Source organism: Brevibacillus halotolerans, from assembly GCF_026891775.1.
GTDB classification, from domain to species: Bacteria; Bacillota; Bacilli; order Brevibacillales; family Brevibacillaceae; genus Brevibacillus_B; species Brevibacillus_B halotolerans.
On record NZ_JAPTNK010000008.1, the window covers coordinates 119,017 to 144,877 of the forward strand.

A 25,861-nucleotide genomic window follows, 5' to 3' on the forward strand; every position below is an offset into this window, starting at 1 on the left:
ATTAAAATGAAGCTAATTCCGTTTATTACCTTATTGCTTTCTTTTTTGTTACTTGCAGCATGTGGAAATCAATCTACTATGAGTCAAAATGTCGAATCCACTCTAAAGAATTTAGCTGTTCAATACATTGAAGCAGAGTATAAAGGTGATAAAGAGTTACTCATGAAAGTAACCGGGGAAGAAGCAAAGAAAGATGTTGAAGAAGATCACCTCAACATCTTTAAAGATCAACATCTTGATCATATCGTAGATACGAAAATCGAAAAAATTTCCGATAATGAATATAGTTTGGTTGTAACCGTTAGCTCATCTCCAAAAGAAAACGAGCAACCAACAAATTACACCGAAAACTTAACTATGACTAAATATAACGAAGAATGGTTAATTACAAAGGTTACTAGAGAACAATAGAACAAATAGGAAGTTATAAGAAACCGGTTTTCACCACGTTAAGGGTGTAACCGGTTTTATTACTAACGTTGGTTAACGACCGTAATGATTCTAATGTGGTATTCACTTCACACCTTTCTATTCAATTTTTCGGGATCAGTCGCTCCGACCAGCAACGCTATTAAAAAAATTAGCTGGTGTTAGAATAGGAAGGTATCCCTGAATTTCTGTGGTGAATAGTCTCCTGTCACCATGATATACAGCTTGAATAATAAAAAAATAAAATATTACCTCAATAATTTATAGTTACCTTCAATTAATTGAAAAAGGTAAGACTTTCTTACTAGAATTACACCATAAATAAGTCCTCTAACATACTTTTTAGAGTAAGTACCACTTAGCGAACCAAGGGACATACCGTAATTGGCAGAGTCAAACAGAATAACTAGATGTGGAAACACATCAGAATGCAAATGTTTAGGGCTTAAAAAATCTTCAATTCTGCTGTTGACGGAGCTATTGCATAAGGCAGAAAAGACAAATACAGAACGTGAGTTAATCAGGAGTTTAATGGTTCGCTTTATTGATTCTAATTTTAAAACGGGGATAGAGGTATGAATATCTTATCTAAAGAAAAAATAGAGTACTTAGACAGTATATTTCTAGGAAGAAATCAGGAGAAGTTTGGCCTGTTGTACTAGAAAGTTGATATATCAAAAGATAACATCTGTTCTAAACTTAAACACAAAAACACCCTTGAATCCCAAGGGCTTTTCGTGTTGCCTATTTTTATAAAACTAGAAATAACATATGACTGCCAAACATAACTTGAGTAGTTTTCCGCATGTAAATCAAAATTGAAAAAGACCTTGCTCTTGATACCTAACTAAACTACCCACAAGTATTCCTTCTATTCGGCTGTAAAACCAGCACTTCATCTCCTAACTCCGATAATTTTTCCATCAACGCATCCATGCCATGCTCTAATTTATATTCCATTTCCTCTTTATATAAAGGCAGCAGGAAATAGGCAGTAACCTTATTGCCATCCTTTGTTGGAATGACGCTGATTTCCTCTTTTAACTGGAAGATAACCACTCCGTTTAACCCTGTTGAATCTGCATATGGTTCATAGTCCTGATAATTGGGGATGGTATGTCCATATCCCAACCAGGTATTATACTGATGAGGAAAACGAGCCATCTGCTTCATCAATCTGATCGGCCAATAATTATTTTCATCCTGCATCGATTCCTGTGTTAATTCCCAAGAAGCTGGCAGAAACATCATAACCTCTGCTCGATCGATTTGATCATCAAGCTCCTCCTGCACCTCGTCTGGTATTGTCATTGGTAAATCACTCATACCGGTAGTATATAGGACCCAAAAGGGCTCTTCTTCTGTGGGCTTCAATATATTCACATCAATATGTATGGTATCAGATATAATTTCATGAAAAACACTGCTTTCTCTTCCGGGAAATACTGCTTCAAAGTGTTCCACGATTTCCTCTACATATTCCATTGGAGCTGGAGGAGAATAGCTAGCTGATTCTTCATATTTGTAAATCGTAGTGCCATCCTTTGATTTTTCTCCGTTGTTCTTGCCGCCGAATATCTTTTTTAAAAAATTCATCTAACCTTTTCCCCTTTTTTATTATTTGTCTTCAACAAATTTCTTTGAAGTCTTCTTGTGCTTCTCATCTTGTTTTGTAAACTAGAGAAGCGTATGCTGTTCTATTCCTTCTTTACCTATGTATTTCATTTGTACATATTAAATGAAGATTATGAAAATATTACAAGAACGAAGGGACTTGCTTTACATCACATGTTTGCCCACACATTTATATTTAAGTAAATGCTTTATAAAATAGCAAGTAAAATGAGGAAATTCATTGTAAAGTTTCACATGAATGACTTGGTGAAAAAATGATTTTCCAGATCGTATCGTACAGCGCTATAACCTATCTCCCGGCAAGAGAAGAGGAGCCGAAAAAATTTTTATAATAAAAGTGAAAGATCAGCAGAAGCTCTTCCGTCTATACAGTGATAAGGAGGTGGAACACAATTGGATGACAATGCTGGAGCACGTATTGAACAATGGTTTCTAGCATACAGCACTGATATATATCGTTTTCTCGTCTTTTATACGGGGCGGACGGATATAGACGATCTTGTACAAGAGACCTTTATTCGTGCCATAAAGGCTATCCATTATACCGAGATTGCAAATCCCAAAACATGGCTGTTTGCCATTGCTAGAAATGTCGCCATTGATGAAAAGCGTAAGACAAAATTAATAAGCTGGCTGCCGGATATATTCCTGCAGCATCTCGTTTCACCTGATAAAACACCTGAAGAATCTTTAGAATTAAGCGAGAATAAACGTTTTCTCTATAACATCATCAATCAGTTGAAACGATCTTATAGGGACGTACTGATATTGCGTGGTATCAAGGGATTATCTAGTAGGGAGACTGCGGAGGTATTGGGCTGGAGCGAAGCCAAAGTAAATCTCACTTTACATAGGGCGATAAAAGCTGTTCAAAAAAAACGGAATGTTCCTGTTTCGGAGGTGATTCAAGATGCCGTCACAAGATGAACAAATGATATTGGAAGAGTTAAATCATTTCCCCAATCAGATCCTTTCTTGGGAGCGCAAGCAAGTGATAGTAGAAAACATACGAAAGGAGAGAAGAATGATGCAAAAACAAAAAAGACGGAACGCATATTTGGGATGGGCGGCAAAAGGACTTATCACATGTGCAGCGTTATTTGCTTTTATCTGGATGAAGCCATTCTCTTCTTCAGTAGAAACCTCTTCTTCAATAGACACATCAGGAAATAAGGATGTAATAGAGCAAAAGTATATTACGGCTGCTCAAACAGAAATAAAAAAAGCGTTTGGGATTAATAAGGATTTTCATTTTGAAAAGTTGGATAAACACACTGATTCCTATACGTTAGAGACAGAGGATCGAGAGTCAATGGTGTGGTTTAAAGCTGGAACCACAGAGGTTACAGGCGTCACGGCGAAATATAATATAGATGAGCTACCGAATATCTATCAACAATATGTAGAGACCGCACGAAATCGGATTAAGGAAACGAATCTACATGATAATTTTCGAATGGTTCATCTTTATAAAAACAAATCAGGAACAGGCATGACTCTTATGTCAGAAGTTAACCAGAGCATTAGTGTCGATCTGAATACAAATAAAGTGACCCATTACTCTTTAGATTACAATCTGGGTAATGTGGATAAAAAGTATGTGTCCATAGCTCAAAAAGCGTTAATGAAACTTTCAAATAAAAATGATTTCTCATTTAATCATGCCAAAAAGTCCTCCGATGAAAAAGAAGATATGTGGACGCTCTCCAATAAGGAAGATAAGTATTACGACAAATATTCTGTTCAGATTGGAGCAAAAACAGGCCAAGTGTATAATGTATATTATAGAACTGATCGTTATAGTATCAAATCAATAGACGAAGCAATGTCAGTGGGCAAACCGCTCATCAAAAACATAACTGGAATAGATGTTACTGGGTATAAGGTTGATGGTGGTGACCATTGGGGAGGCTATGTATTTCAGAGTCCGGGGAAACCGGCCGTATCTGTATTTACTGATAGAGCGATTGATAGAGCGGACGGTGGTAATGTTAGTGGTATCCAAGTCCACGTTCGGTAAATAAGCAAAAGCTACTGACTAGCATACTTTGTCAGTAGCTTTTTGTCCTTTTGACAGCACTATTTTACTAATTCCTTTTGAATGTTTTTAGGTAGCTTATGAAAAACCAATTCATAAGAATGAGTAATCAGCTTCTCCCACAATTCAGCAGGAATATCGGCATCTAAATAAATAGAATTCCAATGACTTTTATTCAAGTAGTAACCAGGAATAATCCCCTCATATGTTTCTCGTAGCTGTTCGGCTCGAGCTGGATCGCATTTTAAGGATAGGATAGGCTTTGCGTTAGAATCTCCACCAAGCATTGCAAACATTTTTCCTCCTACCTGATAACGATCTGCTTCCCATTCCGCTTTGTAATCATGAACGGCTCCCGGGTGCTTCAGACAATAGGCTTCCAGTGCGGCTTTTTCCATGATAAGCTCCTTTCTGCACGCATTTTTTTCATTTTATCACCGATGGCTACCTTCGATGTAAGGGACTATTGAGAGAAATAAGAGATTGGAGGTATTGCAAGGATTTTATCATGAAAAAGCAGAAGGCACGAGGCTTGTTGATGCTACATGGAAAAAGTACAAACAGGAGGACAACCTAAGGAAGGAGTAGGATTGGACTATTATCATTTAGTTCATCTTATGATCAGCAGAGGGATAAGCTGACCCGTTGTTGAAAGCAATTTGGGTGGAATGAATTATATTTTGCCTAGGAATGAATCAGGTGGGTAAAGGGATGATTACTCCAAACACAACCAAATATAAGACAATGTAGACTAGATAAAGATAAACCAGTCTGATGTTATATCTTTCACAAAACCGTTTAACTGCATTGGTCAGAAACGAATCGAAGAATGTAAGGATAAGAAAAATGATGGATAGCTCAATTATTGATGCAAGATAAAAGTTAGTAAATAGGAAATCGACCCAATAATTCAGCTTTATACATATACTAATAAAAACAAAAAAGATAAACATGGAGTATCTTTTTTCATGGTTCATATGTGTTCCTCCCAATTCCTAAAAACGAAAGAGATACTCCCATTTTTAGATATGGATTACCACTTTTTTCGGTCTATTTCGTAATACTCTACTTTTTTCGGCTTCTTAAAATTCTCATCTTTGTAATGAACAACAGTCTCGTAGTAAATATCAGATTGTATGTCAGAATCCTGTACCTTCCAAACCCAATATCCAACATAAGTATCAGCTAATGTTTTCTTGCTCCATGCGGAAAGCTTCGCAATAGTCCAACCTAATAGTGCCTTTTTTAATTTTTTTGTTGGAATCGGAATCTTTTCTGCCACCCAAGAAACAATAATGTCAGCCATTTCTCTGTGGACACTATGGTCATAATAATCGTATTTTGGACCATAGACAATTTCTGCACTTCCACCAGGTCCGTCGATGATTGATGTTCGAATTTCATTCATCATGCTCTCATACATACTCTCCAATTGATGCTCACTCAATGGATTGGGGCCAGCAAAGGTAACTCCATGGCAGGTGTAGGTATATTCCGTGCTTTGTTCAATAGGAGAAGTCGTCGTGCTCTCAATTGATGCAAAAGCAGATGTTGTCATGCTTAAGGTAGTAAGAAGTGCCAATAAGCCTAACGAAAATCTTTTCATCAAAAGAATCATCCTCCTTTTTGTTTTATTATAACAAATATTACAAAAATAACCAATTCAAGATGCGTTATTTCCAGAAAATCCACTATATGTGATAAAACCGCTTATTGCCTCCTATATGGTATTTTGCCTGATGTCTTGAAGTTTTCCTTCAAAATAAAAAAGGAGAAACCCTGTTTCGTTTTAAACAAAATATGACATGCTTTCACCGATAAAAAAGAATGCGATAGCTTTTTTGAAGTGTTGCTATAACACATGACAGCGATAAGCTGCGCGAGTATCCTCATATACTTGTTGCAAACGGAGCTTTTACATTTTACATCGACAATGTGAAGCATAAAACACCAAAATAGTAACTGAAACTGGAAAAATATCCCGCTACTAATTTCACTGGGTATAATGGATCAGATTCATATGCATTTGGTCACCTCTATCATTTATTTACAAACTAACTCCAAAGGAATGTAATCGTATTTATAGGTAGTGAAGTATATTTGTTCTATTTGGATTAAGCAAAAAAACGACGATTGAAAAATTGCTATTTGTTTAGTATAAGTATATGAATGTGGATAAAATGTCACCTTTTCCTATAAGGGTATTTAGCTTTCATCTACTAGATTATGGTGATAGGAGTAGTAATCATACATTGGCATAAAAACAGGAAAACCAAGCATGAATCAAACATTCATGTTTTTTTGTATGACTAAAAAACAAGGTGGATTTCTCTCAATCTAGTCACATTGCACCAGTTAACGAATACTATATATAAATTACATCTACTAAATGTTAATCTCGCATAGTAAAAGGTTAACATTTGGTAGATAAGACCCATTTACTTACAATTATCACCTAATTATGATAATGGTGTAAGTTACATTGGGATGGAGGTAGATTTATGCGTAAACAATCTAAAAAAATGATTGTAAGTCTTTTGTCTACGTCACTATTGGCTGTATCTCTAGCAGTTCCTGTTTCAGCATCAACCACATCCTCCGTACAGCAGGCTGTAGTAGTACCGAACAGTGAGGTCGGGGCACAACAGGTAGGGACCTATGGATGGAAGACTCATATTACAAAAGAAGGTGTACAAATAGTCATTAAACACATTAGAAAAGGGGGCGCTACGTTAGAAAGAGCGATTAGTCAGCTATCTCCTACGGCGGCTCAATCCTTTAAAAGATGGTCTAATAAAATAGCAGATCATCTGGAGGGAATCATCAAAGGATGGGAACAAAAAGAAGAATACGCTATTGTTTATCTAAAAGATCAGCTAAGGAACTTTTTGAAGGCCAACTCCAATCTTTCTGATGGAACAATCCAGGAGATTGTTGTTGCTATAGAGTGGCTTCTCTGGTTCGTAGCCTAGAGAATAGCTGAGGGGGAACCCTATTGCGCGAAAAACATACCTACTATGATTGGCTAATCGAACAGAACGTATCACCTGACCAGCAATCTAAGCTTCATATTCTTCTTTATTTACTTTCTGATAAGCTAACAGGCGACCTAATTACCGCTGAGTATGACCGAAAAATACGCGACTCGGTTCCAGAGTTTGCGCATATTTTGGATGCATCCACTATAACTCAGGAGTTAGTCTATTCTACCTTAGAGTTAAATTTTCAGTTTTCGAAAGCTTCAATCAATAAAATGATAGAAGGTATGAGAAAGCAAGGTAATTTTGCAAAGCTTACAGAATTTATGGGACAACCTTAAGCATCCATCTAGAATAAAATATAGGATATTGGAGCGGCGGTGATATAGCTGCTCTTTTTTCTTTTTATAGAGCAAAATTGAATGGGGGCTTTTTCCTTCTTTTTATTGAAAACGACATTGATGTCTTTTATAATAAACTTACCAACAAAAACGACAACAGTGTATATTTTATAGGAGGCTTGAACCACTATGGCTCCAAGAGTAAGCGAGGAATACAAAAAACAAAAGAAAATGGATTTGTTACAGGCGGCAAAACGGGTGTTTGTGGAAAAGGGATATACACGAGCGACGATGCAAGACATCATGGACGAGGCAGATGTTTCGAGAGGAGCTTTGTATTCGTACTTCGATAACATCGAGCATGTGTATCTTGAACTGCTTCATGCTGAGGATGAAAAGGATGCGATGTTTTTTCGTCTAGATGAGAACGGCACATCCTGGCAACAGATAACCAAGTGGGTTAATCGGCAGCAGCAGGAAATGCAAAGGCTTAATCAATCTCTTCTGCTGGCTAATTCGGAGTTTTTTTTATCAACGAATTATCGCAAGAATCGAGATAGCTATCCTTATGTCACCGCACGCTATCAACGGCTAGCTGAGGTAATAATCGCTTTTTTTCGCAAAGGAATCGAGCAGGGGGATATTTGTCCGCGTATTCCAGTTGAGTCTATTTCGCTTTATCTCATTTCATTTATGGATGGTTTAATGCTAGATACCGCTCATTTGGGGCCAGAAAAAACAAAGGTGAAGGAGCAATTGGAGGTTTTGCTGTTTTCATTAAATGAAATGCTTTGTCCGATTGAAGAAAAATTAGCAGACAATACGTAAAAGGGGGAGCAAGGCGATGCTGTTTCAATCCACAAGAATGTATTTTAGAAAAATGACTGCCGACGATGTAGCTATCTATCATAGATGGAGAAATGATATGGAAGTCATGCAAACTACCAATCCATCTCTTGATCTGTTTACATTTGATAGCACAGAAGAATTTGTGAATCAGGTCATTTTGGGAGCAAGTACATCGAAAAGCTATATGATTATCGAAAAGGAGTCGGAAACCCCTATTGGGATCGTCTCACTCATTCAACTTGATTATAAGAATCGGAATGCTGAGTGCATCATCGACATTGGGGAGAAGGCGTATTGGGGAAAAGGCTATGGAGCAGAAGCAATGAAGCTGCTACTGGATTATGCCTTTTTAGAATTAAACCTACACCGCGTATCATTACGAGTGTTTTCTTTTAACAAAAAAGCCATTGCCTTATATGAAAGAGTGGGATTTAAGCACGAAGGAATTTCACGAGAATACATTTTTCGAGATGGAAAATGGAGCGACATTTTTCACATGGGGATACTCCAAAGAGAGTATATTGCTACAAATGCCGCTGTTAGTGAATAGGCGAAAGCTACGCAAAAGGTCTAGATTTCTAGAGCTTTTTTGCAGGTAAAGGACTTAAATGTTCATGAATAAGCAACCATTCAGTAGATTCTTTGACGAATACATTTGTCGCTCTTCCTTGCCCGCTGGTATACTCGCCATTCATATAGCCTTCATAGCAATATGTATACGTGCAGGTTGCAGAGTCATTACCTACATGTAGCCATTGAATATCTTGGGCTTTATAAATCTCGTTTTGAATGATGGACCAAGCGATTTCAAAATATGCTTGTATTTCTTGGTGAGTAGTACAGGTGTGATTGGAAAAGTAGTAAATGGCAGTTGGATGCAGTAATTTTTTCACTTCACTGAAGTTGTGGGTGTTGGTTGCTTCTATATATTTATCTAATATCTCCATGTACGTACCCTGCCTTTATTTTGAATTTTAAGTTAAATTATAATTTTTTAACTATCGTTTATCAAGATTGAGAGTGAAAATAGTTCAAAATATCTTTTACTTTAAAAAGTAAGGAACTAGGTTTACTTTCGATGTGTGGTCGACGCTGTTTTCTCTAAGCTTCAGGAGGAAAAGTACGTGTCATTTTTTTCCTTATTTTGATCATCTAGGAACTCCATTAAGGCCTATAGGTATCCTGTTTTTTGCCTGTCATTTATTACCACAACAAGAATGTGAAATAGCTATATTCTCCGTGAATTTTTTTTCCGATAAACATTAAAACGACGAAAAAAATGCATGGAGAGGAAACCTAAAAATATGGCACGGAAATTTACATTTACTTTGACGATTAGAAGAAAATTAATTTTCTCCTTTGCACTTATTTTAATCATTCCAAGTATTGTAATTGGTATGATGTCTTATCAAGTTGCAGCAGACAAAATGGAGGAGGAAATTAACAATTTCGGTATTAGAAGTGTTAATATGCTGGATCAAATTATCAACGATACGATTGATCCCAAAATCCATGATATCACGTACTTTTCCAAGCAAATCACCGAACCACTTTTACAGGGTGGCCTACAAGCTCCCATAAGAGAAAGATTGAAGCAATATTACGCTTTGCATTCCGAATTGGTTAGTGTTTTCGTAGGAACCAAAGATGGAGTAATGATACAAGAGCCTATTCAGAAAATGGCTGCCGACTATGATCCAAGAAATAGACCTTGGTACCAGGAAGCTATCGCGAAAAAAGGACAAGTTATTATTACGGAGCCCTACGTATCAGCATCCACGGGCAAGGTGGTCGTAACCATTGCGAAAACACTTGAGGATAATTCCGGGGTAATAGCAATAAATTTGAATTTAGATAATCTGTCCGAGATCGTTCAACAGGTTAAAATCGGGAAACAGGGCTACGCATTTATCATCGATCAAACAGGCAAATATTTGGTTCATCCCACGACAAAAAGCGGAACTGATTTTAAGGAGAAGTGGGAAGATGAATTATTTGCCAAGAAGTCAGGTCAGATAAAACTAGATGAGTCAAATGAGTTTATCGCATTTGAAACAAATAAAGTAACGGGTTGGAAGATAGCCGGAAATATGTTCTCCTCCGAGATTCAAGAGGCAGCTCAGCCTATCTTTACTCAAACTCTAGTTGTTATTGCAGTGGCTTTACTTGCAGGTACAATTTTGATGATCTTTGTCATACTTTCCATTACCAAACCGTTGAAAAGATTAATTAAGGCCTCCCGTAAAATTAGTGAAGGAGATTTAACTGAAACGATTAGCATGAACGGGGAGGACGAGATTGGATTACTGTCTCAATCGTTCCAGCAGATGCAGACTAATCTTCGCAATCTGATTGGGCAAGTAGGTTTTAGTGCAGATCAGGTAGCCGCTTCGGCTGAAGAGTTAACTGCAAATGCAGATCAGACAAGCAAAGCTACAGAGCAAATCAGCACGACAATCCAGTTATTAGCCACCGGGGTAGAAAAGCAATTTCATAGTGTAGAAGAAACCTCGGAAACCGTACAGCGCATGTCACTGGGTGTAGAGCAAATGGCCTCTCATTCTGAAGAGGTAACAGCTAAAGCGATTGAAGCATCTGTTAAAGCAACAGAAGGCAGTCATTCGATTCAGACAGCAGTAGAACAGATGAGTTCCATTAATCATACAGTTAAAAAAGTGGCAAGTGTCATTAAGGGCTTGGGTGAGCGTTCTGAGGAAATCGGAAAAATTGTTGACGTTATCGCAAATATCGCTACTCAAACCAATTTGTTAGCATTAAATGCAGCGATTGAAGCAGCACGAGCAGGCGAGCATGGTCGGGGATTCGCTGTTGTTGCGAATGAAGTCCGATTATTAGCAGAGCAATCGACCCATTCGGCTGAACAAGTGGATAAGCTGATTATGAGCATTCAGGAAGAGACGAATCAAGCTGTCCATTCGATGGATTTGGCCACCCAAGAAGCGGAAGAGGGGATCAACCTGATTAATACAGCTGGAGATTCCTTCGAACTGATTCAAGTAACGGTAGAACAGGTAACAGCCCAAATTCAGGAGGTTACAGCAGCGATTAAACAATTGTCAGAGGGATCGAAGGAAATGGTCAGTTCCATGGAAATGATTACGGAGGTAGCAGAAACAGCGGCATCAAGCACGCAGGAGGTTTCTGCATCCACAGAGGAACAGCTCGCGACAATGGAGGAAATCACCCATGCCGCTGCTTCCTTGGCAGACATGGCTGAGGAGCTTCAGGGGTTATTGGCAAAGTTTAAAATCTAGGGGAACGATCTAGGGAAATACAAAATGGAGAAAGCCAGTCATTTGTAGCTATCACCCTATGAGGGTGGAGCAGTAGTAATAGATCTTTTCTGATATTTTCCCCTCTTAGTAGACAGGAAGAAGTAACACACCTTGCTGTATTGACTAGGAGGGGATTTTTTGAAGAAATAGGGAGGAAAAGAAGAAGCGAAAGTGATGTATCAATAAGAATGAGCTATATATATCTGTGTCTTTATATTCATTTCTCCCTTACAAAAGTGTAAGGTTTTTTTTGTTGACTTAAAAAACAATGTGTAACTATAATTATTACAACCTTAAGGGAATTAGATGAAAATTTGACTAGATCTAGCAAAAAAATAAGGAATGGAGAAGATGCAACTATGAAAAAGCTAGTTTTAACAGGCGTATTAAGTGTCGGAACCTTATTGGGGGCGAACCTTCCAGGGTTAGAGGTTATAACAGCGAGTGCAGCTATCCCTTCGAGTCTTTCTATTGCAGAAGGTAATTCACAACAAACTCTTTTCCAACAGCAAAGGGAGAAATATACAGGAATTGTTACTGGAAAAACAAATCAGGGGCTTACAATCTTTACTGAAAATGTGCCTGCTAATGTGCTTACAAATATAAATATAGGCGATTCAGTTGATATATATTCTTCATATAGTTCTAAAGGTGCTGAGAAAGAAGCGGAAGACTTTATAATCGGAACGGTCATAGATTCAGATAGTGATTATGGTTATGCTACAGTGGAATACAAAAGCAACGAAGGAAAAACGGAGACAGTAGATGTTCTCTTTACGGAAGCTCACTCCTATAAAGCCGGGGATAAAGTGAGAGTAACGAATAAGTCAAAATGGGAGCATAAAAAAATTGGACCAAATAATGCAATGTTTGCTTCAGGAGACTCTATTTCTAAAGTTGCTGAGAAGGAAGGAGAAGACTTTATAATTGGTTCGATCACAGAATCAGACAGTGATTATGTTATTGTTGAGTACAACAGCAACGAAGGAAAAACAGAAAATGTAGATGTTCTTCTTCCAAAAGGTCATTTCTTTAAAGTAGGAGATAAAGTAAAAGTAACAAATAAGGAAAAATGGGAGCATAAAAAAATCGGGTTGCATCATGTGAAGTTTGCTTCCGAAAACTCTATTTTCAAAGTTACGGAGAATGACTCCGAAGACCCTATTTCTAAAGGTGCTGAGAAAGAAGCGGAAGACTTTATAATCGGAACGGTCATAGATTCAGATAGTGATTATGGTTATGCTACAGTGGAATACAAAAGCAACGAAGGCAAAACGGAGATAGTAGATGTTCTCTTTACGGAAGCTCACTCCTATAAAGCCGGGGATAAAGTGAGAGTAACGAATAAGTCAAAATGGGAGCATAAAAAAATTGGACCAAATAATGCAATGTTTGCTTCAGGAGATTCTATTTCTAAAGTTGCTGAGAAGGAAGGAGAAGACTTTATAATTGGTTCGATCACAGAATCAGACAGTGATTATGTTATTGTTGAGTACAAAAGCAACGAAGGAAAAACAGAAAATGTAGATGTTCTTCTTCCAAAAGGTCATTTCTTTAAAGTAGGAGATAAAGTAAAAGTAACAAATAAGGAAAAATGGGAGCATAAAAAAATCGGGTTGCATCATGTGAAGTTTGCTTCCGAAAACTCTATTTTCAAAGTTACGGAGAATGAATAATAAAAAGAATTAAACTACCTACATAAATTAAGAGCCACAAAACACTATTAGATTGTTTGTGACAGTATGGTAGTAGTTGCTGTGGCAGGGCTGTAGGTATGCATATACGATGAAAAGCATCTCATTGAGGTGCTTTTCTTTTTTTAAGTTACTTATTTTTACAATTATTATATAATAATCAAGGATTAAAATGGGGGTTATTGGTAGATGCAAACTAGTCCTCAAAGCAGATCATAGCTACTTTTTTATATGTAGCTATGAAAATTCATTGATAGGAGAATACAAGATGGAATGGATGTTTTTCTTGCTTTTGATTCTGATTATAGGTGTTGTAATATTTCTGAAATTCGGGAGTTTCCTCAAAAAATCCCCAAATACGAGACAAATAACGAATGATATTGATCCATTGTCTATCGATATCCATGATATAGATAACATGCTGGATGGCTCAGAATTTGAGATCTATTTGTATAGACTGTTTCATGCATTAGGCTATAAAGAGGTGTATAAAACAGTCGGGAGCAGAGACTTTGGGGCTGACCTAGTATTTACAGATCGCTCTGGGGTTCGTAATGTTGTGCAAGCGAAACGTTATAAGATTGATAATGTAGTAGGAATTAGTGGTGTGCAAGAGGTATATTCCTCGATGAGATTTTATAAAGCGAAGAAGTCCATTTTGATTGCAACATCTACCTATACGGATTCATGTGAGACTCTGGCAGGGGTTAACCATGTAAAATTGTTAGATCGTACGGATTTAATCTCCATTATCGCAGCTTTCAAACAAGGGGATTTAGAAAAGGCAAAAAATATAATTGAAGCAGAGCCTAGAGTAATTTTGGACTCATGGACTGATTATACAGATTCAAGTCGAGAAATGAAAAAGGATAAAAGGGCGGAAAAGCTAATACGAGGAATATGATTTTGGGTTTTGTGATTCAGTAGTATCTGCATATTGACACTAGATATCGTTGTCTGATACATTTACTACAAAAATGAGAATCATTATCAAAAAAACCTTGTTAGTACATATTGGGGAGAGAGTCCATGTTAAGGAAAAAGTCATTCTTCTTCATTACAGCGATGCTTATCATGCTGTTAGTTCTGATGACTGCTTGTGGCAACACGAGTAGTACGACAAGCAATAGTGCTTCTACAGCAAAGGAAAAGGAAACAACTGCTGAGGGAATGCGCAGCTTTGAAACGAAAAAGGGAGTTGTAAACATTCCTGTAAAGCCAAAACGAATCGTTACTGATTTTTACGGTGGGGAATTGCTTTCTGTGGGGGCAAATGTTGTCGGTGTTGAGCCAACTGCTTTCAAAAATCCGTTCTTAACCGATCTTCTCAAAGGGGCTACTGATATCGGAGAGCCTATAAGTACAGAGAAAACATTGCAGCTAAAGCCTGATTTGATTGTTGTTATGAAGGATGAAAACTATGAAGCATTATCCAAAATTGCTCCTACCCTGCACATCCCATATGGGACGGCCACTAACATCTATGAAACAGTCAGATTGTTTGGTGACATTGCTGGGGAAAAGGAAAAGGCAGAGGAATTTATCGCTGCATTTGATAAAAAGGCGGCGGAGGGTCGCGAGAAGCTAAAGGGTGTTATTGACGAGAATGCTACCTTTGGACTTTATGAGCTGACCGATAAGGGAGAGCTGTGGATTTTCGGAGATAACGCTGGTCGAGGCGGACAGGCAATCTATAACGCACTGAAGCTTAAAATGCCGCATGCCAAGAATAAAGCGGAGGAACAGACGCTACAGCTATCTATGGAAATGCTACCGCAGTATGCTGCCGATTACATGTTCTTGACAACCTATGATCCTGAGAAAAAGGGAGAAGCATTAAAGCAATTAAAATCCTCAGCCGTTTGGAAAAATCTAAAAGCGTCTAAAAACAATACGTTATTCTATAACGATTTTGATACGTTTTATCGCTATGATCCAATCGCTATTACTGGACAGATAGATCTAATCGTTGACATGCTGCTGGAAAGAAGCAAGGAAATGAAAAAATAGCGAGCGGATTAACACCCCACTTGTAGAGCTATGCTCTGGTGGGGTGTTTTCTATTTTGGGAGAGTACCCTATCAAAGAAGATCAGTCATTACCGTATAAAGTTTCGAACTCTTGTCTTGTCATTCCGAAGCAGATGCCATCATAATAGGCTCCTTTTGTAAAAATGATATTTCGTAGCTGTCCTTCTTTAACGAATCCTAGTTTTTTATGCATGCAGATAGAAGGCTTATTAAACGAATAAACGGTAGTGTTCACTTTTTGATAGGACAGCTCTAGAAAGAAAAAACGCATAACCATCACGATCATTTCTGTAGCATAGCCCTTGCCTCGATGGGGATCAAAGACGGCTAAATAGTAATCGAACGTACCATTTCTTCTATCACAATCAAAGGTTTCGATTATGCCTACGACCGCGTTGGTTTGATCTATAGCAATAAACCGAAAAGCGTCTTCTTCCTCAGCTTGTTCCTCTATCCATTCCTTTCTTTTTGCTTGGGAACGAGGAAAGTGGAGTGAATTCATATTTCGTAGGATTTCATCATCTAATAAATCAAAAATACTCTCATCCTCAGGCTCCAATGCTCGTAAAGAAATCTTTTGTCCTGTCCAATAGGTGATAGCCATATTTCTCCTCCAGATATGTATTTAAATCAAAGGGCAAGCCGGTGCCACACAATGCCAGTCTATTTACTTGAATGTTCAGATATATGTTCGGGATGATTATCAAGAATGCTTTCGGGCTGGTTGTAATGACAGGCTGTTCTTGTATCCTATTTGCTATGGTGTTGCAATCTTGTGTCTTAAAGCAAATCGTGGGTGGGGCCTTTGCTTGCTTAAAAATAACTTCTACCTGTGCCTGATAGATTCCTTCTGTCAGGTTGAATGGTTACGCTCGACAGCTTGAACATCAATGAATTCTAGTTTTTTTCATCGGATGTCCCTTTGAAAAGGAGACGATCAATTAATCTCTCATGAATGAGAAATTCTTTTTTGGTAAATTTTTTTTCGACAAAAAAATCAATATCTTGCTTGACAGTCGTACATATACCTTAGTATAATTCGTAGTAATTTCAAACGGAAATATATTCGGAATATTGAATGCTATGAATAGGAATAGTAAAGACATGTATTTGTGCAGAGAGCTATGGGTTGGTGCGACATAGTCAAATAACATCTTGAACTCGCCTAGGAGCAGTAAGGTGGAACGGAAGTATACTTCTTAGTAAATCTTAACGACTAACCTTCGATATCAGGTTTGTAATCAAACGATTACTACTAAGTGGATTCATTATGGAATCAATAAGAGTGGTACCGCGTTAAGTAAATGGCTTGGCGTCTCTTTATATAAAGAGATGCTGGGCCTTTTTTATTTTATACAGGAAGAAATGGAGGTTTTTTGCTTGATCAATAATATGTTTATTCATATAAAGTAATTTAATTAGGGGGAAATGTAATGAAACAGACGGAGCAATGGACGTCGAAATTAGGATTTATCATGGCAGCAGCAGGCTCTGCGATTGGCCTTGGCGCAATATGGAAGTTTCCATATATTGCTGGAAAGAGCGGGGGAGGAGCATTCTTTTTAATCTTTATCTTGTTTACTGTATTAATAGGCCTTCCGCTATTGATAGCTGAATTTATGATAGGGCGTAGTACACAAAAACAAGCAATTCAAGCTTTTAAAAATATTGCACCAAATACAGGGTGGCACTGGATTGGACGTCTTGGGGTAGGTACTTGCTTTATTTTGCTATCATTCTACAGTGTTGTTGGCGGTTGGATATTAGTCTATTTATTCAGAGGAATTACAGGACAGATTATTGCACCACAGCAAAATTATGCGGCGCTATTTACAGAAACAATTGGGAACCCAGTTTGGGCCATTGTCGGGCATTTTGCTTTTATGTTTATTACGATATTTGTTGTATCAAAAGGTGTACAAAATGGAATTGAAAAAGCAAGTAAATACATGTTACCAGCATTGTTCATTCTATTTTTGGCTCTTATTATTCGTTCATTAACACTTGATGGTGCAATGAAGGGTGTTACGTTTTTCTTACAACCTGATTTCTCAAAAATTACTTCAGAAAGTATTTTATTCGCAATGGGTCAATCATTCTTTGCGATTAGTATTGGGATTTCCATTATGATTACGTATAGCTCTTATTTAAATAAAAAAGAAAGCTTGCCACGATCAGCCATAACGATTGTTGGATTGAATTTATTTGTTTCTCTTTTTGCCGGCCTTGCTATTTTTCCAGCAGTATTTTCATTGGGAATGGAACCAACAGAGGGACCGGGATTGCTATTTATCATTTTACCATCCGTGTTTAGCCAGATTCCATTTGGAAGCTTCTTCTTAACCGTATTTCTTGCACTATTCACCTTTGCAACTTTAACATCTGCATTTTCTTTACTTGAAACAGTTGTTTCAGCGCTAGCGAATGGACAGCAAGAAAGAAGAAAAAAATTAGCATGGGTAATGGGGCTTTGCATTTTCTTAGTAGGTATTCCGTCAGCACTTTCATTTGGTATATGGAGTGATATTACCATCTTTGGTAAAAACATTTTTGATGCAGTAGACTTTTTCTCACTTAATATTTTAATGCCACTTGGAGCTTTGCTAATTAGTATTTTCGTTTCGTTTAAAATGGAGAAAAAGATACTAGAAGCTGAATTCTTCGTAGGTGGAAACTACGGAAAGACCCTGTTTACTTGCTGGGCATTCTTGCTTCGATTTGTTGCTCCAATTGCGATTATTATTGTTTTTTTGAATGCGGTTGGTATTATTCAGTTTTAAGAGTTTAAATATTCAGTAAAATTCTGACGTTATATATTTTTCTAATTCTTTCCTTAAAATAGGAGAGGGGTACAGCCAGCATTTTAAAAACACGTTAAGTAAATCATAAAACAGCAAAAAGTCGATTTCCTGTATGCTAAGGATAATCGACTTTTTGCTGTTCCTGCTTTTGTAGCGGTGAACGAGCTTACGTATGGCGTATTTTAGAGGTGTTGCAAAATCTAACTGATCTGGTAGCATTCCTAATGCATCTCCCGCAACGGGGATGGGCTGAATGTTCGCATGTTGGCTAGCTCAATGAGATTTGGATAAGCATAGCTGTCCACTGCAATTTTGTTATCAGGTGTATTCCAATAAGCTTGCGATTGAGAGATATAATGGGGAACTCAAATTCCCTTTTATCTGGTTTCCATGATATAGGATAATTATTAAATGAATTAACTGGCATGTTGATTGAGCCTCCTGATAATTGTCTTGCATACAATTTTGACATTTTAACCATACGATTTGGTTGTTATAATCAGTACAAATAAAAAGTAGGGAGTTGAAATTGCTGCCTAGCAAGGAATAAAATCTGTAAAAAGGATGGAAAAGAAAGATGTCGCTAGAAAGAGTCAAATCATATTTTGCACAATATGGTATGGAAGATAGAATTATAGAGGTTCCAAAATCTAGTGCAACAGTAGAGCTGGCAGCACAAGCCTTACACTGTGAGCCACAGAGAATCGCAAAAACACTTTCTTTTACATTAGAGAGCAAGGTTATACTGATTGTTGCAGCAGGTGACGGTAAAATTGATAACCAGAAATATAAACGCCAGTTTGGAGAAAAAGCGAAAATGCTTGACGCAAGTGAAGTAGAAACCCTAATTGGTCATGCGGTAGGCGGTGTATGCCCATTTGCAGTCAATAAAGGCGTTGAGGTTTATTTAGATCAATCACTGAAACGCTTTACAACGGTTTTTCCTGCCTGCGGTAGTGCAAATAGTGCCATTGAATTAACGATAGAAGAGTTGGAAGAGTACTCGCAATATATACAGTGGATTGATGTATGTAAAGGGTGGGCGGATTCAAACTAGATTCGGTTTCTCATGTAACATTCATAGGTCTTTTCGTGATTCTCATTACGTTTGGTCTCGTTGTGCGCAGAATCATTTATACGAAAGATAGCGCCCAAATCTGGGAAAGCGGAGATATCTGTACCGAGCTCTGCACAAGAGTACCTGAAGAGGCATCCAGTTACGTTTGTTTGCATGTGGCAGAACGGTCATCAAGCTCCTGAACTTGTCTATTTGCCATTACATCCCCAGATTTTTTTATCTCAAAAAGATAATTCGTAGGACGTAAAAAGCCCTGAAGCAGATCAGGGCTTTTTACATGCTAAATTCATTTGTTTTGTGATAATGAGCTATCTATTACTGGTTTTCATAGATTTGATACATCGACATGTTTTCATCATCCATCGCCTTGCTTACTTGGAAGGCCTCTTGAATGCTTTTCTTGTTTTGGATGATCTCGTAGAAAAATCGCGAAACAAATAGTAGCGCGGCATTTCCATCTGGATAGTCGTTTGGACCAATATACGTTTGGCATCCACAATGTAGGAATGCTTTTGCCAGTTCAGGATCGCCTAACGAACATCCGTTAGCAACAACGATTTTCCCTTCCAATCTGGCAAAACGAGAAATTTCCTCTGGTCCAAAGTTGCCCGGTACCTCATCTGCATCATACACGTCTTCTCCTAGCTCCGGCATGATGAATTTCCCTTCATCTCCGTGGAAATTGAGAATAATCATGTCAGTATTGGGATATAAGTCCTCACCCGATAAGATGGCAGTGAAATCATTTGGTCTACCTATCCAATACGTAAAGACTCTTGCGCCAAAATACTCCAAAGTAGCTCGGATTGCTTGTGTATCCATATCAGAATCAGGCCCGCAGACTAAAGCAACATGCATTTCTGGTTTACTCATCATTGATTCCTCCATAATTTCATTTTCATAACGCTAAAATGAGTGGATATGGAGGTGGTGCTCGTGCTTTTTTTAAGAAATTGACAACACGTTACTTCTTATTCGGCTTCATATGAAACTCCTTTTGAAATGAATTTATTATTTTATCAAATATAGCATAATAAAGATGAATAGTTCAAATATTTGGTGTATTATTTGGTAGGTACTTAAAAAGAAATGAGGATTCTAGCTATGGATGAAAAGATACCAAAAAAGATTAGACCTTTATTACAAGAGTATAGTGACGTATTACTGTCTGAATTAACTGATGTGATAGAAGGGATTTATTTATATGGTTCGATCGCTTTGTCAGCATTTGATGAGCATAAAAGTGATATAGATTTCATGACAATTGTAAAAAGAAGATTAACGCACGAAGAGCTTGAAAGAGTAAGCAAGCTACATCATAAGCTAAAGAAGGATAATCCACTTGCCCAAAAATTAGACGGTATGTATATCAGCCTTGATGACATTGGACGAGATAATAAATCCTTACAGCCTTACCCATGCTGCGCTAGTGGAGTTTTTAAAAAAGAGGGGCACTGGGATAGCAATCATGTGACGTGGTGGACATTAAAGCATTATGGAATAACGATTGCGGGTAAAAGGATAAATGAATTAGGAATTGCTACAGAGTGGCAGGATGTTCATGCGACAATGCATTATAACATAAATGAATATTGGGCTAAAAAGGGGAAAAGCCGGATTTTTTTCTTGTTTGATGAGTGGATTGAAGACGCTGTAGTAACCTTGTGCCGCATTTATTACACCTTAAAGGATCAAGAAATTATTCCAAAGAATAAAGCAGTAGAGCATGCACTTCAGGTTCTGCCCTCTGACTGGCACCTACTTCTTAGAGAAACCTTGAGAATTCGTAACAGAAAAAATGAACCATCGTATTTTTCTTCCAGAATAAAGAGAGCGCGAGAAACAAGGAATTTTATAGCATACATGATTACTTTTTGTAATCTGCATTTTTTTACGAATGATAGTCATTTGGAATGATAGGACGGAATAGAATATTGACAAAGATAATGATTATCACTATCATTTAATTATGGAAATATTTCCAAAAGTTTAGTCACTTCCCAGATTATGTATCATTCGCTCCGTTGGGTTTCTACCATACTTTTAAGTAATAAGTTGTCGGTTTGCTACTATGTGTTTTTCGCAACTTGCTTGTAAGCATTGGAATGGAAATTTCAGGTTGAAGGGGAAGAGAATAGATGAAAAGCACAGGAAATCAAGACTATATTCCGGCTTTAAAATTTCATTGGTTGACCCGATTGTATGACCCTTCGTTGTGGGGAATGAAGGAAATAGCCTTCAAAGGGCATCTTGTGAGTCAAGCGAATTTGATGCCAGAGCAACGCATCTTGGATTTGGCTTGCGGAACAGGTACCTTGACTCTTATGCTCAAGCAGGAACAGCCACATGCAGAAGTAATTGGACTAGATGCCGATCCTAACATACTATCCATAGCTAGAAATAAGGCAGAGGAACAACAGGTAGCTCTTACCTTTCGACAAGGAATGTCGTATGAGCTTCCCTTTGAGGATAATCACCTCGATCATGTTTTTTCTAGTCTGTTCTTCCATCATCTGTCTCGGGAGATGAAGCGTAGTACGCTGCAAGAATTATGGCGAACCCTGCGTCCGGGTGGAGAAGTACACATCATTGACTTTGGTAAGCCTCATAATGTAGTAATGAGGGCAGCGTTTTTTACCGTGCAGCTATTAGATGGCTTTGAAACTACAGCAGATCATGTTACAGACGTTCTTCCTGAACTTCTTAAAGACACCGGGTTTGAGAATGTTCGACCAATAGGTGATTTTAAGACAAGAGCAGGCTCCCTTCGTGCCTACTCAGCAAGAAAACCCGCCTAAATAGGGGCGGGTTTTTTGTGTTGTTTCCAGACTTATTTTTTACAATGGAAAAAAATCCGTGAAGTGGTTGCCTTTCACCGGCAAGTGGCAGAGAAAATGTAATCAAACAGCTATCATTGTCATGTAACGGTAAACGATCTATTTCATTTTGGCAAAAAAAGAAGGGAGGGAATCGGATGAAGCAAAAAACAGGAGTTCCTCGACTGCTTGAAATCGCGGGCGAAAAGCGTGGATTATTAATCGTCTCGGCTTTGTTCTCTACAGTGAGTGCACTCAGTATGCTGGTGCCTTATGCGTCGGTTTACTTTATTTTAAAGGAATTATTGGAGTATGCTTCCAATCCTGTCTTGGCCAATGGGGATTTAATGATTCGTTGGGGTGTTATCGCCTTGCTTGGCCTTCTCGTGAGTCTAGTAACAATGTATGCAGGGGGAATGGCTTCGCATCTTGCGGCATTTCGTATTTTGTACGGTTTGCGTGTTCGTCTCGCTTCCCATATTGGAAAATTACCACTAGGCTGGTTAAGCGGAACCTCTACAGGTGCTGTCAAAAAAACGCTGGAGCAAAATGTTGAAAAGGTAGAGACATTTATCGCTCATCAGCTACCTGACTTAGTCCACGTGCTGGTTACCACGATTCTGATGATTATTGTCATGTTTTACCTCAATATTTGGCTTGCGGTTGCTTGCATGGTACCTATTTTAATTGGATTTGGTGCTCAGTTATTTCTCATGACTGGCCCCAAAATGAAAGATAGTATCAAGCTTTATTATGACTCACTGGAGAGGATGAATAGCTCCGCCGTCCAATATGTGAGAGGGATGCCAGCTATCAAGGTTTTTGGACAGACTGTGCATTCGTTCCGCAAGTTTCATGTCGATATGATTCTTTATCGTGATTATTGTGTGAATGTTACGAATCAGGTGGAAAAGGGATTTTTGATTTTCAAGGTGACACTGGGCTCTTTTGCGGCATTTTTTTTGCCAGTCGGAGTTTTTCTGCTGAGTAGTCAGCCAGAAAGCATCGCATTTGCTTCCACACTGTTGTTTTTTTTAGTGATGGCCCCTGGGATTTCTTCTTCTATGTTTAAAATAATGTATTTGACGTCAACCTTGCGAGAAATAAGTGAGGGGGTAGAGCGAATTGATCAGATAGTAGCAGAAAAGCCAATTCCAGAGCCTGAAAATCCGCAGAAACCGCGTAGGTTTGATATTCAATTTGATCATGTTTGCTTTTCGTATCCATCCAGTGAAAAATCTACTACCAGCTCTTCTGACATCTCTACTGGTGACGAAATACTCTCACAGATTTCCTTTACAGCGAAGCAGAATCAAGTGACGGCTTTAGTGGGACCCTCGGGTGCTGGTAAGTCAACGGTTGCCAATCTGGTACCGCGCTTTTGGGATGTAACGAAGGGAGCGATCAGAATTGGGGGAGTGGATATTAGAGAAATTGCAGGTAAGGATCTGATGAATATGGTGGCGTTTGTCTTTCAGGAGACCTTTTTGTTCTACGATACCGTATTTCATAATATTGCAGTCGGAAGTCCTCATGCCTCTTTAGAGCTGGTGATGGCGGCAGCCCGGGCGGCGCAGTGTCATGATTTTATCAGCAAGCTTCCCAGTGGTTACGATACCTTGATCGGAGAAGGTGGCGTGTATTTATCTGGAGGAGAAGAACAGCGTATTGCTGTGGCTAGAGCGATCCTAAAAAACGCTCCTGTGCTTGTGCTAGACGAGGCGACGGCTTTTGCTGATCCAGAGAATGAATACGAAATACAGCTTGCTCTTAAAGAACTGATTAAGGGAAAAACGGTTATTGTTATCGCCCATCGACTGTCTACTATCCGAGATGCTGATCAAATCATCGTGCTACATGAGGGGCGTATTTCAGAACAGGGAAAACATGAGGAATTATTGGCTTCTAAAGGGTTGTACAATCGAATGTGGCGTACGTATATAGACGCAGAGCAATGGCAGATCGGAATGGATGAGGAGGGGAGTATAGGTCATGAGCATGTTGCACAACATCACAGTGGGTAATCCTAAAATGCTGATTAAACCAGTCGTCTATACCACATTGGCTAACCTCGTAGGAATTCTGCCATTTATACTATTGGTGGAAGTAGCACGTCTGATCTTCCAGCCTTTTACAAGCTCAGGTGCGGAAATGGATTTTGCAAGGCTATGGTGGGTATGCGCAGGTCTGGGGGTGTCCATGGTCTTCTTATATCTGTGTGAGCTTCCGGCATACCGAGCACAATTTCGTGGAGCTTATAACGCAGCGGTGGATGGAAGAACAAGGTTGGCAGAACATGTAAGAAAGCTATCGCTGGGATTTTTAAACAAACGTGACCCAGGGGACCTTGCCAACATGATGATGGGAGATATCTCATTAGTAGAGCATGGAATTTCTCATGTTGTTCCACAGATGATCGGCGCACTCATTATGCCTTTTCTTGCTCTGATCGGGCTGTCTATATTAGACTGGCGCATGGCGTCGGCTATGTTTTTGGTATTTCCAATAGCGATCGCCCTAGTGCTCATGACTTCTAAATTACAACGCAAGCTTGGCAGTCAGCATATGCGAGCCAAGATAGATGCGGGTAATCGTTTGCAGGAATATTTACACGGGATTCGCGTGATTAAGGCCTATAATTTGACTGGTGAAAAATTTATACGTCTGGAGAACTCATGTAAAGAGTTGATGAAGCGCAGTCTCCTAATCGAGGGTCTGCTTGGACCGATTGTATTGAGCGCAATTGCATGCTTACGAGCAGGACTTACTGTCATGGTGATTGTAGGTGTTCATTTATTGCTTGGAGGCAGTCTTGATCTCATGACATTTGTTACTTTTTTACTTGTTGGTACACGAATTTTCGAGCCCTTAACAGTTGCGCTTATCAATTATGCGGAATTTCGTTATCACGAGCAGGCAGGGGAACGCATTGTGCAATTGTTACATGAGCCAATTATGTCTGGAGAGCTTTTGCCCCCAGAGTGCCACGATATTGAATTAAACAACGTTACCTTTGGTTATCAAGATAAAGCTGTGCTGCGTGAGGTGAGCTTACGGATGCAGGCAGGCTCTTTTACCGCATTGGTCGGACCGTCAGGAAGCGGGAAAAGTACGGTTCTTCGCTTGATTGCTCGCTTTTATGATCCTGATCAGGGGACAGTTACCCTGGGAGGCGAGGATATCCGCCGTATGAACCCTGAGGAGCTATTACGTAAGATATCTATGGTTTTTCAGGATGTGTATCTGTTCCAGGATACCATTGCAAATAACATTAGATTTAGCAAAAGTGATGCGTCCCAACATGAGATTGAGGAGGCGGCTAGACTCGCCTGCTGCCATGATTTTATCGCAAAGCTACCACAGGGATATGATACGTTGGTGGGAGAGGGCGGAAGTACGCTTTCAGGCGGCGAAAAGCAACGTATCTCGATTGCACGAGCTATTTTAAAAAACGCTCCCATTGTTTTATTGGATGAAGCAACTGCATCACTGGACCCTGAGAATGAGGCGGAGATTCAAAAGGCTATTGACCAGCTTGTGCGAGGGAGAACTGTCATTGCGATTGCTCATCGGCTAAAAACAGTGAAGGCAGCAAGCCAAATCGTTGTGTTGGAGAACGGACAGATCAAAGAGCAGGGGAAACATGACGAACTCCTCGCGTTAGGCGGGCTGTATGCACGCATGTGGAGATTGCAACAAGAAGCTCGTGGATGGGGCGTATCTAATTAAGTAGATTGGTTTTCTATATCGATAAATTGTAAAGAGTAAAGCCAAGGCCTGAGGCATCGTACCCTCAGGTTTTATTTTTTGTACAACATGTGCTGGAATATCATTTTATCGCATACATAAGCAGCTAGGATATGATAAACTGCTTAT

At 38.8% G+C, this 25,861-nt stretch carries 23 protein-coding genes and 1 other annotated feature; of the genes, 17 read left to right on the forward strand and 6 right to left on the reverse strand.

Translation table 11 applies throughout. The features are described 5' to 3' along the window. Positions 1–6: 6 nt before the first annotated feature. A complete protein-coding gene (locus O0550_RS12225) occupies positions 7–411 on the forward strand; it encodes a hypothetical protein (RefSeq protein ID WP_258426430.1) in 405 nt (134 codons plus the stop codon). Between the two features lie 870 nt (positions 412–1,281). Here O0550_RS12225 and O0550_RS12230 read toward each other — a convergent pair. Next, positions 1,282–2,025, reverse strand: a complete 744-nt coding sequence (locus tag O0550_RS12230) for a suppressor of fused domain protein (protein WP_004432653.1) — start codon at positions 2,023–2,025, stop codon at positions 1,282–1,284. 432 nt (positions 2,026–2,457) lie between these two features. Here O0550_RS12230 and O0550_RS12235 point away from each other — a divergent pair, with 432 nt between their 5' ends. Both O0550_RS12235 and O0550_RS12240 read left to right on the forward strand, forming a co-directional pair. Next, positions 2,458–2,991 (forward strand): RNA polymerase sigma factor, encoded by a 534-nt coding sequence (locus O0550_RS12235; RefSeq protein WP_258426431.1) that lies wholly within the window; start codon positions 2,458–2,460, stop codon positions 2,989–2,991. Then, positions 2,975–4,084 (forward strand): hypothetical protein, encoded by a 1,110-nt coding sequence (locus tag O0550_RS12240; RefSeq protein ID WP_258426432.1) that lies wholly within the window; start codon positions 2,975–2,977, stop codon positions 4,082–4,084. Before O0550_RS12235 ends, O0550_RS12240 begins: the two co-directional genes overlap by 17 nt. A 59-nt stretch (positions 4,085–4,143) precedes the next feature. Here the strand turns inward: O0550_RS12240 and O0550_RS12245 are convergent, their stop codons facing one another. Both O0550_RS12245 and O0550_RS12250 read right to left on the reverse strand, forming a co-directional pair. Then, positions 4,144–4,500, reverse strand: a complete 357-nt coding sequence (locus O0550_RS12245; protein ID WP_096888376.1) for an MmcQ/YjbR family DNA-binding protein — start codon at positions 4,498–4,500, stop codon at positions 4,144–4,146. A 635-nt stretch (positions 4,501–5,135) separates the two neighbouring features. Beyond that, positions 5,136–5,708, reverse strand: coding sequence for a hypothetical protein (locus O0550_RS12250; RefSeq protein ID WP_121473388.1), 573 nt, complete (start codon positions 5,706–5,708; stop codon positions 5,136–5,138). Positions 5,709–6,603: 895 nt separating this feature from the next. Between O0550_RS12250 and O0550_RS12255 the strand changes: the two genes are divergently transcribed. From O0550_RS12255 to O0550_RS12270, 4 genes are all read left to right on the forward strand, one after another. Beyond that, positions 6,604–7,074 (forward strand): hypothetical protein, encoded by a 471-nt coding sequence (locus O0550_RS12255; protein ID WP_003335596.1) that lies wholly within the window; start codon positions 6,604–6,606, stop codon positions 7,072–7,074. A gap of 23 nt (positions 7,075–7,097) precedes the next feature. After that, positions 7,098–7,421, forward strand: a complete 324-nt coding sequence (locus O0550_RS12260) for a hypothetical protein (protein ID WP_022586325.1) — start codon at positions 7,098–7,100, stop codon at positions 7,419–7,421. Between the two features lie 189 nt (positions 7,422–7,610). After that, positions 7,611–8,249, forward strand: a complete 639-nt coding sequence (locus tag O0550_RS12265) for a TetR/AcrR family transcriptional regulator (RefSeq protein WP_258426433.1) — start codon at positions 7,611–7,613, stop codon at positions 8,247–8,249. 16 nt (positions 8,250–8,265) lie between these two features. Further along, positions 8,266–8,820 carry a GNAT family N-acetyltransferase gene (locus O0550_RS12270; protein ID WP_258426434.1) on the forward strand — a complete coding sequence of 185 codons (555 nt, stop codon included), beginning with the start codon at positions 8,266–8,268 and terminating at the stop codon, positions 8,818–8,820. A gap of 28 nt (positions 8,821–8,848) precedes the next feature. On the opposite strand, the gene O0550_RS12275 is transcribed toward O0550_RS12270, so the two are convergent. Beyond that, on the reverse strand, positions 8,849–9,217 hold the full coding sequence (locus O0550_RS12275) for a YybH family protein (protein ID WP_258426435.1): 369 nt from the start codon (positions 9,215–9,217) through the stop codon (positions 8,849–8,851). A gap of 357 nt (positions 9,218–9,574) precedes the next feature. Here O0550_RS12275 and O0550_RS12280 point away from each other — a divergent pair, with 357 nt between their 5' ends. From O0550_RS12280 to O0550_RS12295, 4 genes are all read left to right on the forward strand, one after another. Beyond that, positions 9,575–11,545, forward strand: coding sequence for a methyl-accepting chemotaxis protein (locus O0550_RS12280; protein ID WP_258426436.1), 1,971 nt, complete (start codon positions 9,575–9,577; stop codon positions 11,543–11,545). 380 nt (positions 11,546–11,925) lie between these two features. After that, entirely contained in the window at positions 11,926–13,242 is a 1,317-nt protein-coding gene (locus tag O0550_RS12285) for a hypothetical protein (RefSeq protein WP_258426437.1), read from the forward strand. 286 nt (positions 13,243–13,528) lie between these two features. After that, on the forward strand, positions 13,529–14,164 hold the full coding sequence (locus tag O0550_RS12290; protein ID WP_258426438.1) for a restriction endonuclease: 636 nt from the start codon (positions 13,529–13,531) through the stop codon (positions 14,162–14,164). Positions 14,165–14,289: 125 nt separating this feature from the next. After that, positions 14,290–15,270, forward strand: coding sequence for an ABC transporter substrate-binding protein (locus O0550_RS12295; protein WP_258426439.1), 981 nt, complete (start codon positions 14,290–14,292; stop codon positions 15,268–15,270). Positions 15,271–15,351: 81 nt separating this feature from the next. Here the strand turns inward: O0550_RS12295 and O0550_RS12300 are convergent, their stop codons facing one another. Continuing rightward, entirely contained in the window at positions 15,352–15,894 is a 543-nt protein-coding gene (locus tag O0550_RS12300) for a GNAT family N-acetyltransferase (protein WP_101667372.1), read from the reverse strand. Between the two features lie 470 nt (positions 15,895–16,364). Next, positions 16,365–16,613 (forward strand) — a binding site (T-box leader). A 110-nt stretch (positions 16,614–16,723) separates the two neighbouring features. Here O0550_RS12300 and O0550_RS12305 point away from each other — a divergent pair. Both O0550_RS12305 and O0550_RS12310 read left to right on the forward strand, forming a co-directional pair. After that, positions 16,724–18,070 (forward strand): sodium-dependent transporter, encoded by a 1,347-nt coding sequence (locus O0550_RS12305; protein ID WP_003346116.1) that lies wholly within the window; start codon positions 16,724–16,726, stop codon positions 18,068–18,070. 598 nt (positions 18,071–18,668) lie between these two features. After that, a complete protein-coding gene (locus O0550_RS12310; protein ID WP_003346118.1) occupies positions 18,669–19,148 on the forward strand; it encodes a YbaK/EbsC family protein in 480 nt (159 codons plus the stop codon). Between the two features lie 336 nt (positions 19,149–19,484). Here O0550_RS12310 and O0550_RS12315 read toward each other — a convergent pair whose 3' ends face one another. Beyond that, positions 19,485–20,042, reverse strand: a complete 558-nt coding sequence (locus O0550_RS12315; protein ID WP_022586332.1) for a hypothetical protein — start codon at positions 20,040–20,042, stop codon at positions 19,485–19,487. A 231-nt stretch (positions 20,043–20,273) separates the two neighbouring features. On the opposite strand from O0550_RS12315, the gene O0550_RS12320 reads away from it, so the two are divergent. The 4 genes from O0550_RS12320 (at position 20,274) to O0550_RS12335 (ending at position 25,714) form a co-directional block, all read left to right on the forward strand. Next, a complete protein-coding gene (locus O0550_RS12320) occupies positions 20,274–21,086 on the forward strand; it encodes a nucleotidyltransferase domain-containing protein (protein ID WP_003346120.1) in 813 nt (270 codons plus the stop codon). 221 nt (positions 21,087–21,307) lie between these two features. Beyond that, complete coding sequence (locus O0550_RS12325; protein ID WP_003346121.1) at positions 21,308–21,967, forward strand: class I SAM-dependent methyltransferase; 660 nt, start codon at positions 21,308–21,310, stop codon at positions 21,965–21,967. A 176-nt stretch (positions 21,968–22,143) separates the two neighbouring features. Beyond that, positions 22,144–24,009, forward strand: coding sequence for an ABC transporter ATP-binding protein (locus tag O0550_RS12330; RefSeq protein WP_258426440.1), 1,866 nt, complete (start codon positions 22,144–22,146; stop codon positions 24,007–24,009). Further along, the gene (locus O0550_RS12335) at positions 23,978–25,714 is read left to right on the forward strand and encodes an ABC transporter ATP-binding protein (protein ID WP_258426441.1); all 1,737 of its coding nucleotides are present in this window, start codon (positions 23,978–23,980) and stop codon (positions 25,712–25,714) included. The genes O0550_RS12330 and O0550_RS12335 overlap by 32 nt, the downstream gene beginning before the upstream one ends. Positions 25,715–25,861: the final 147 nt, after the last annotated feature.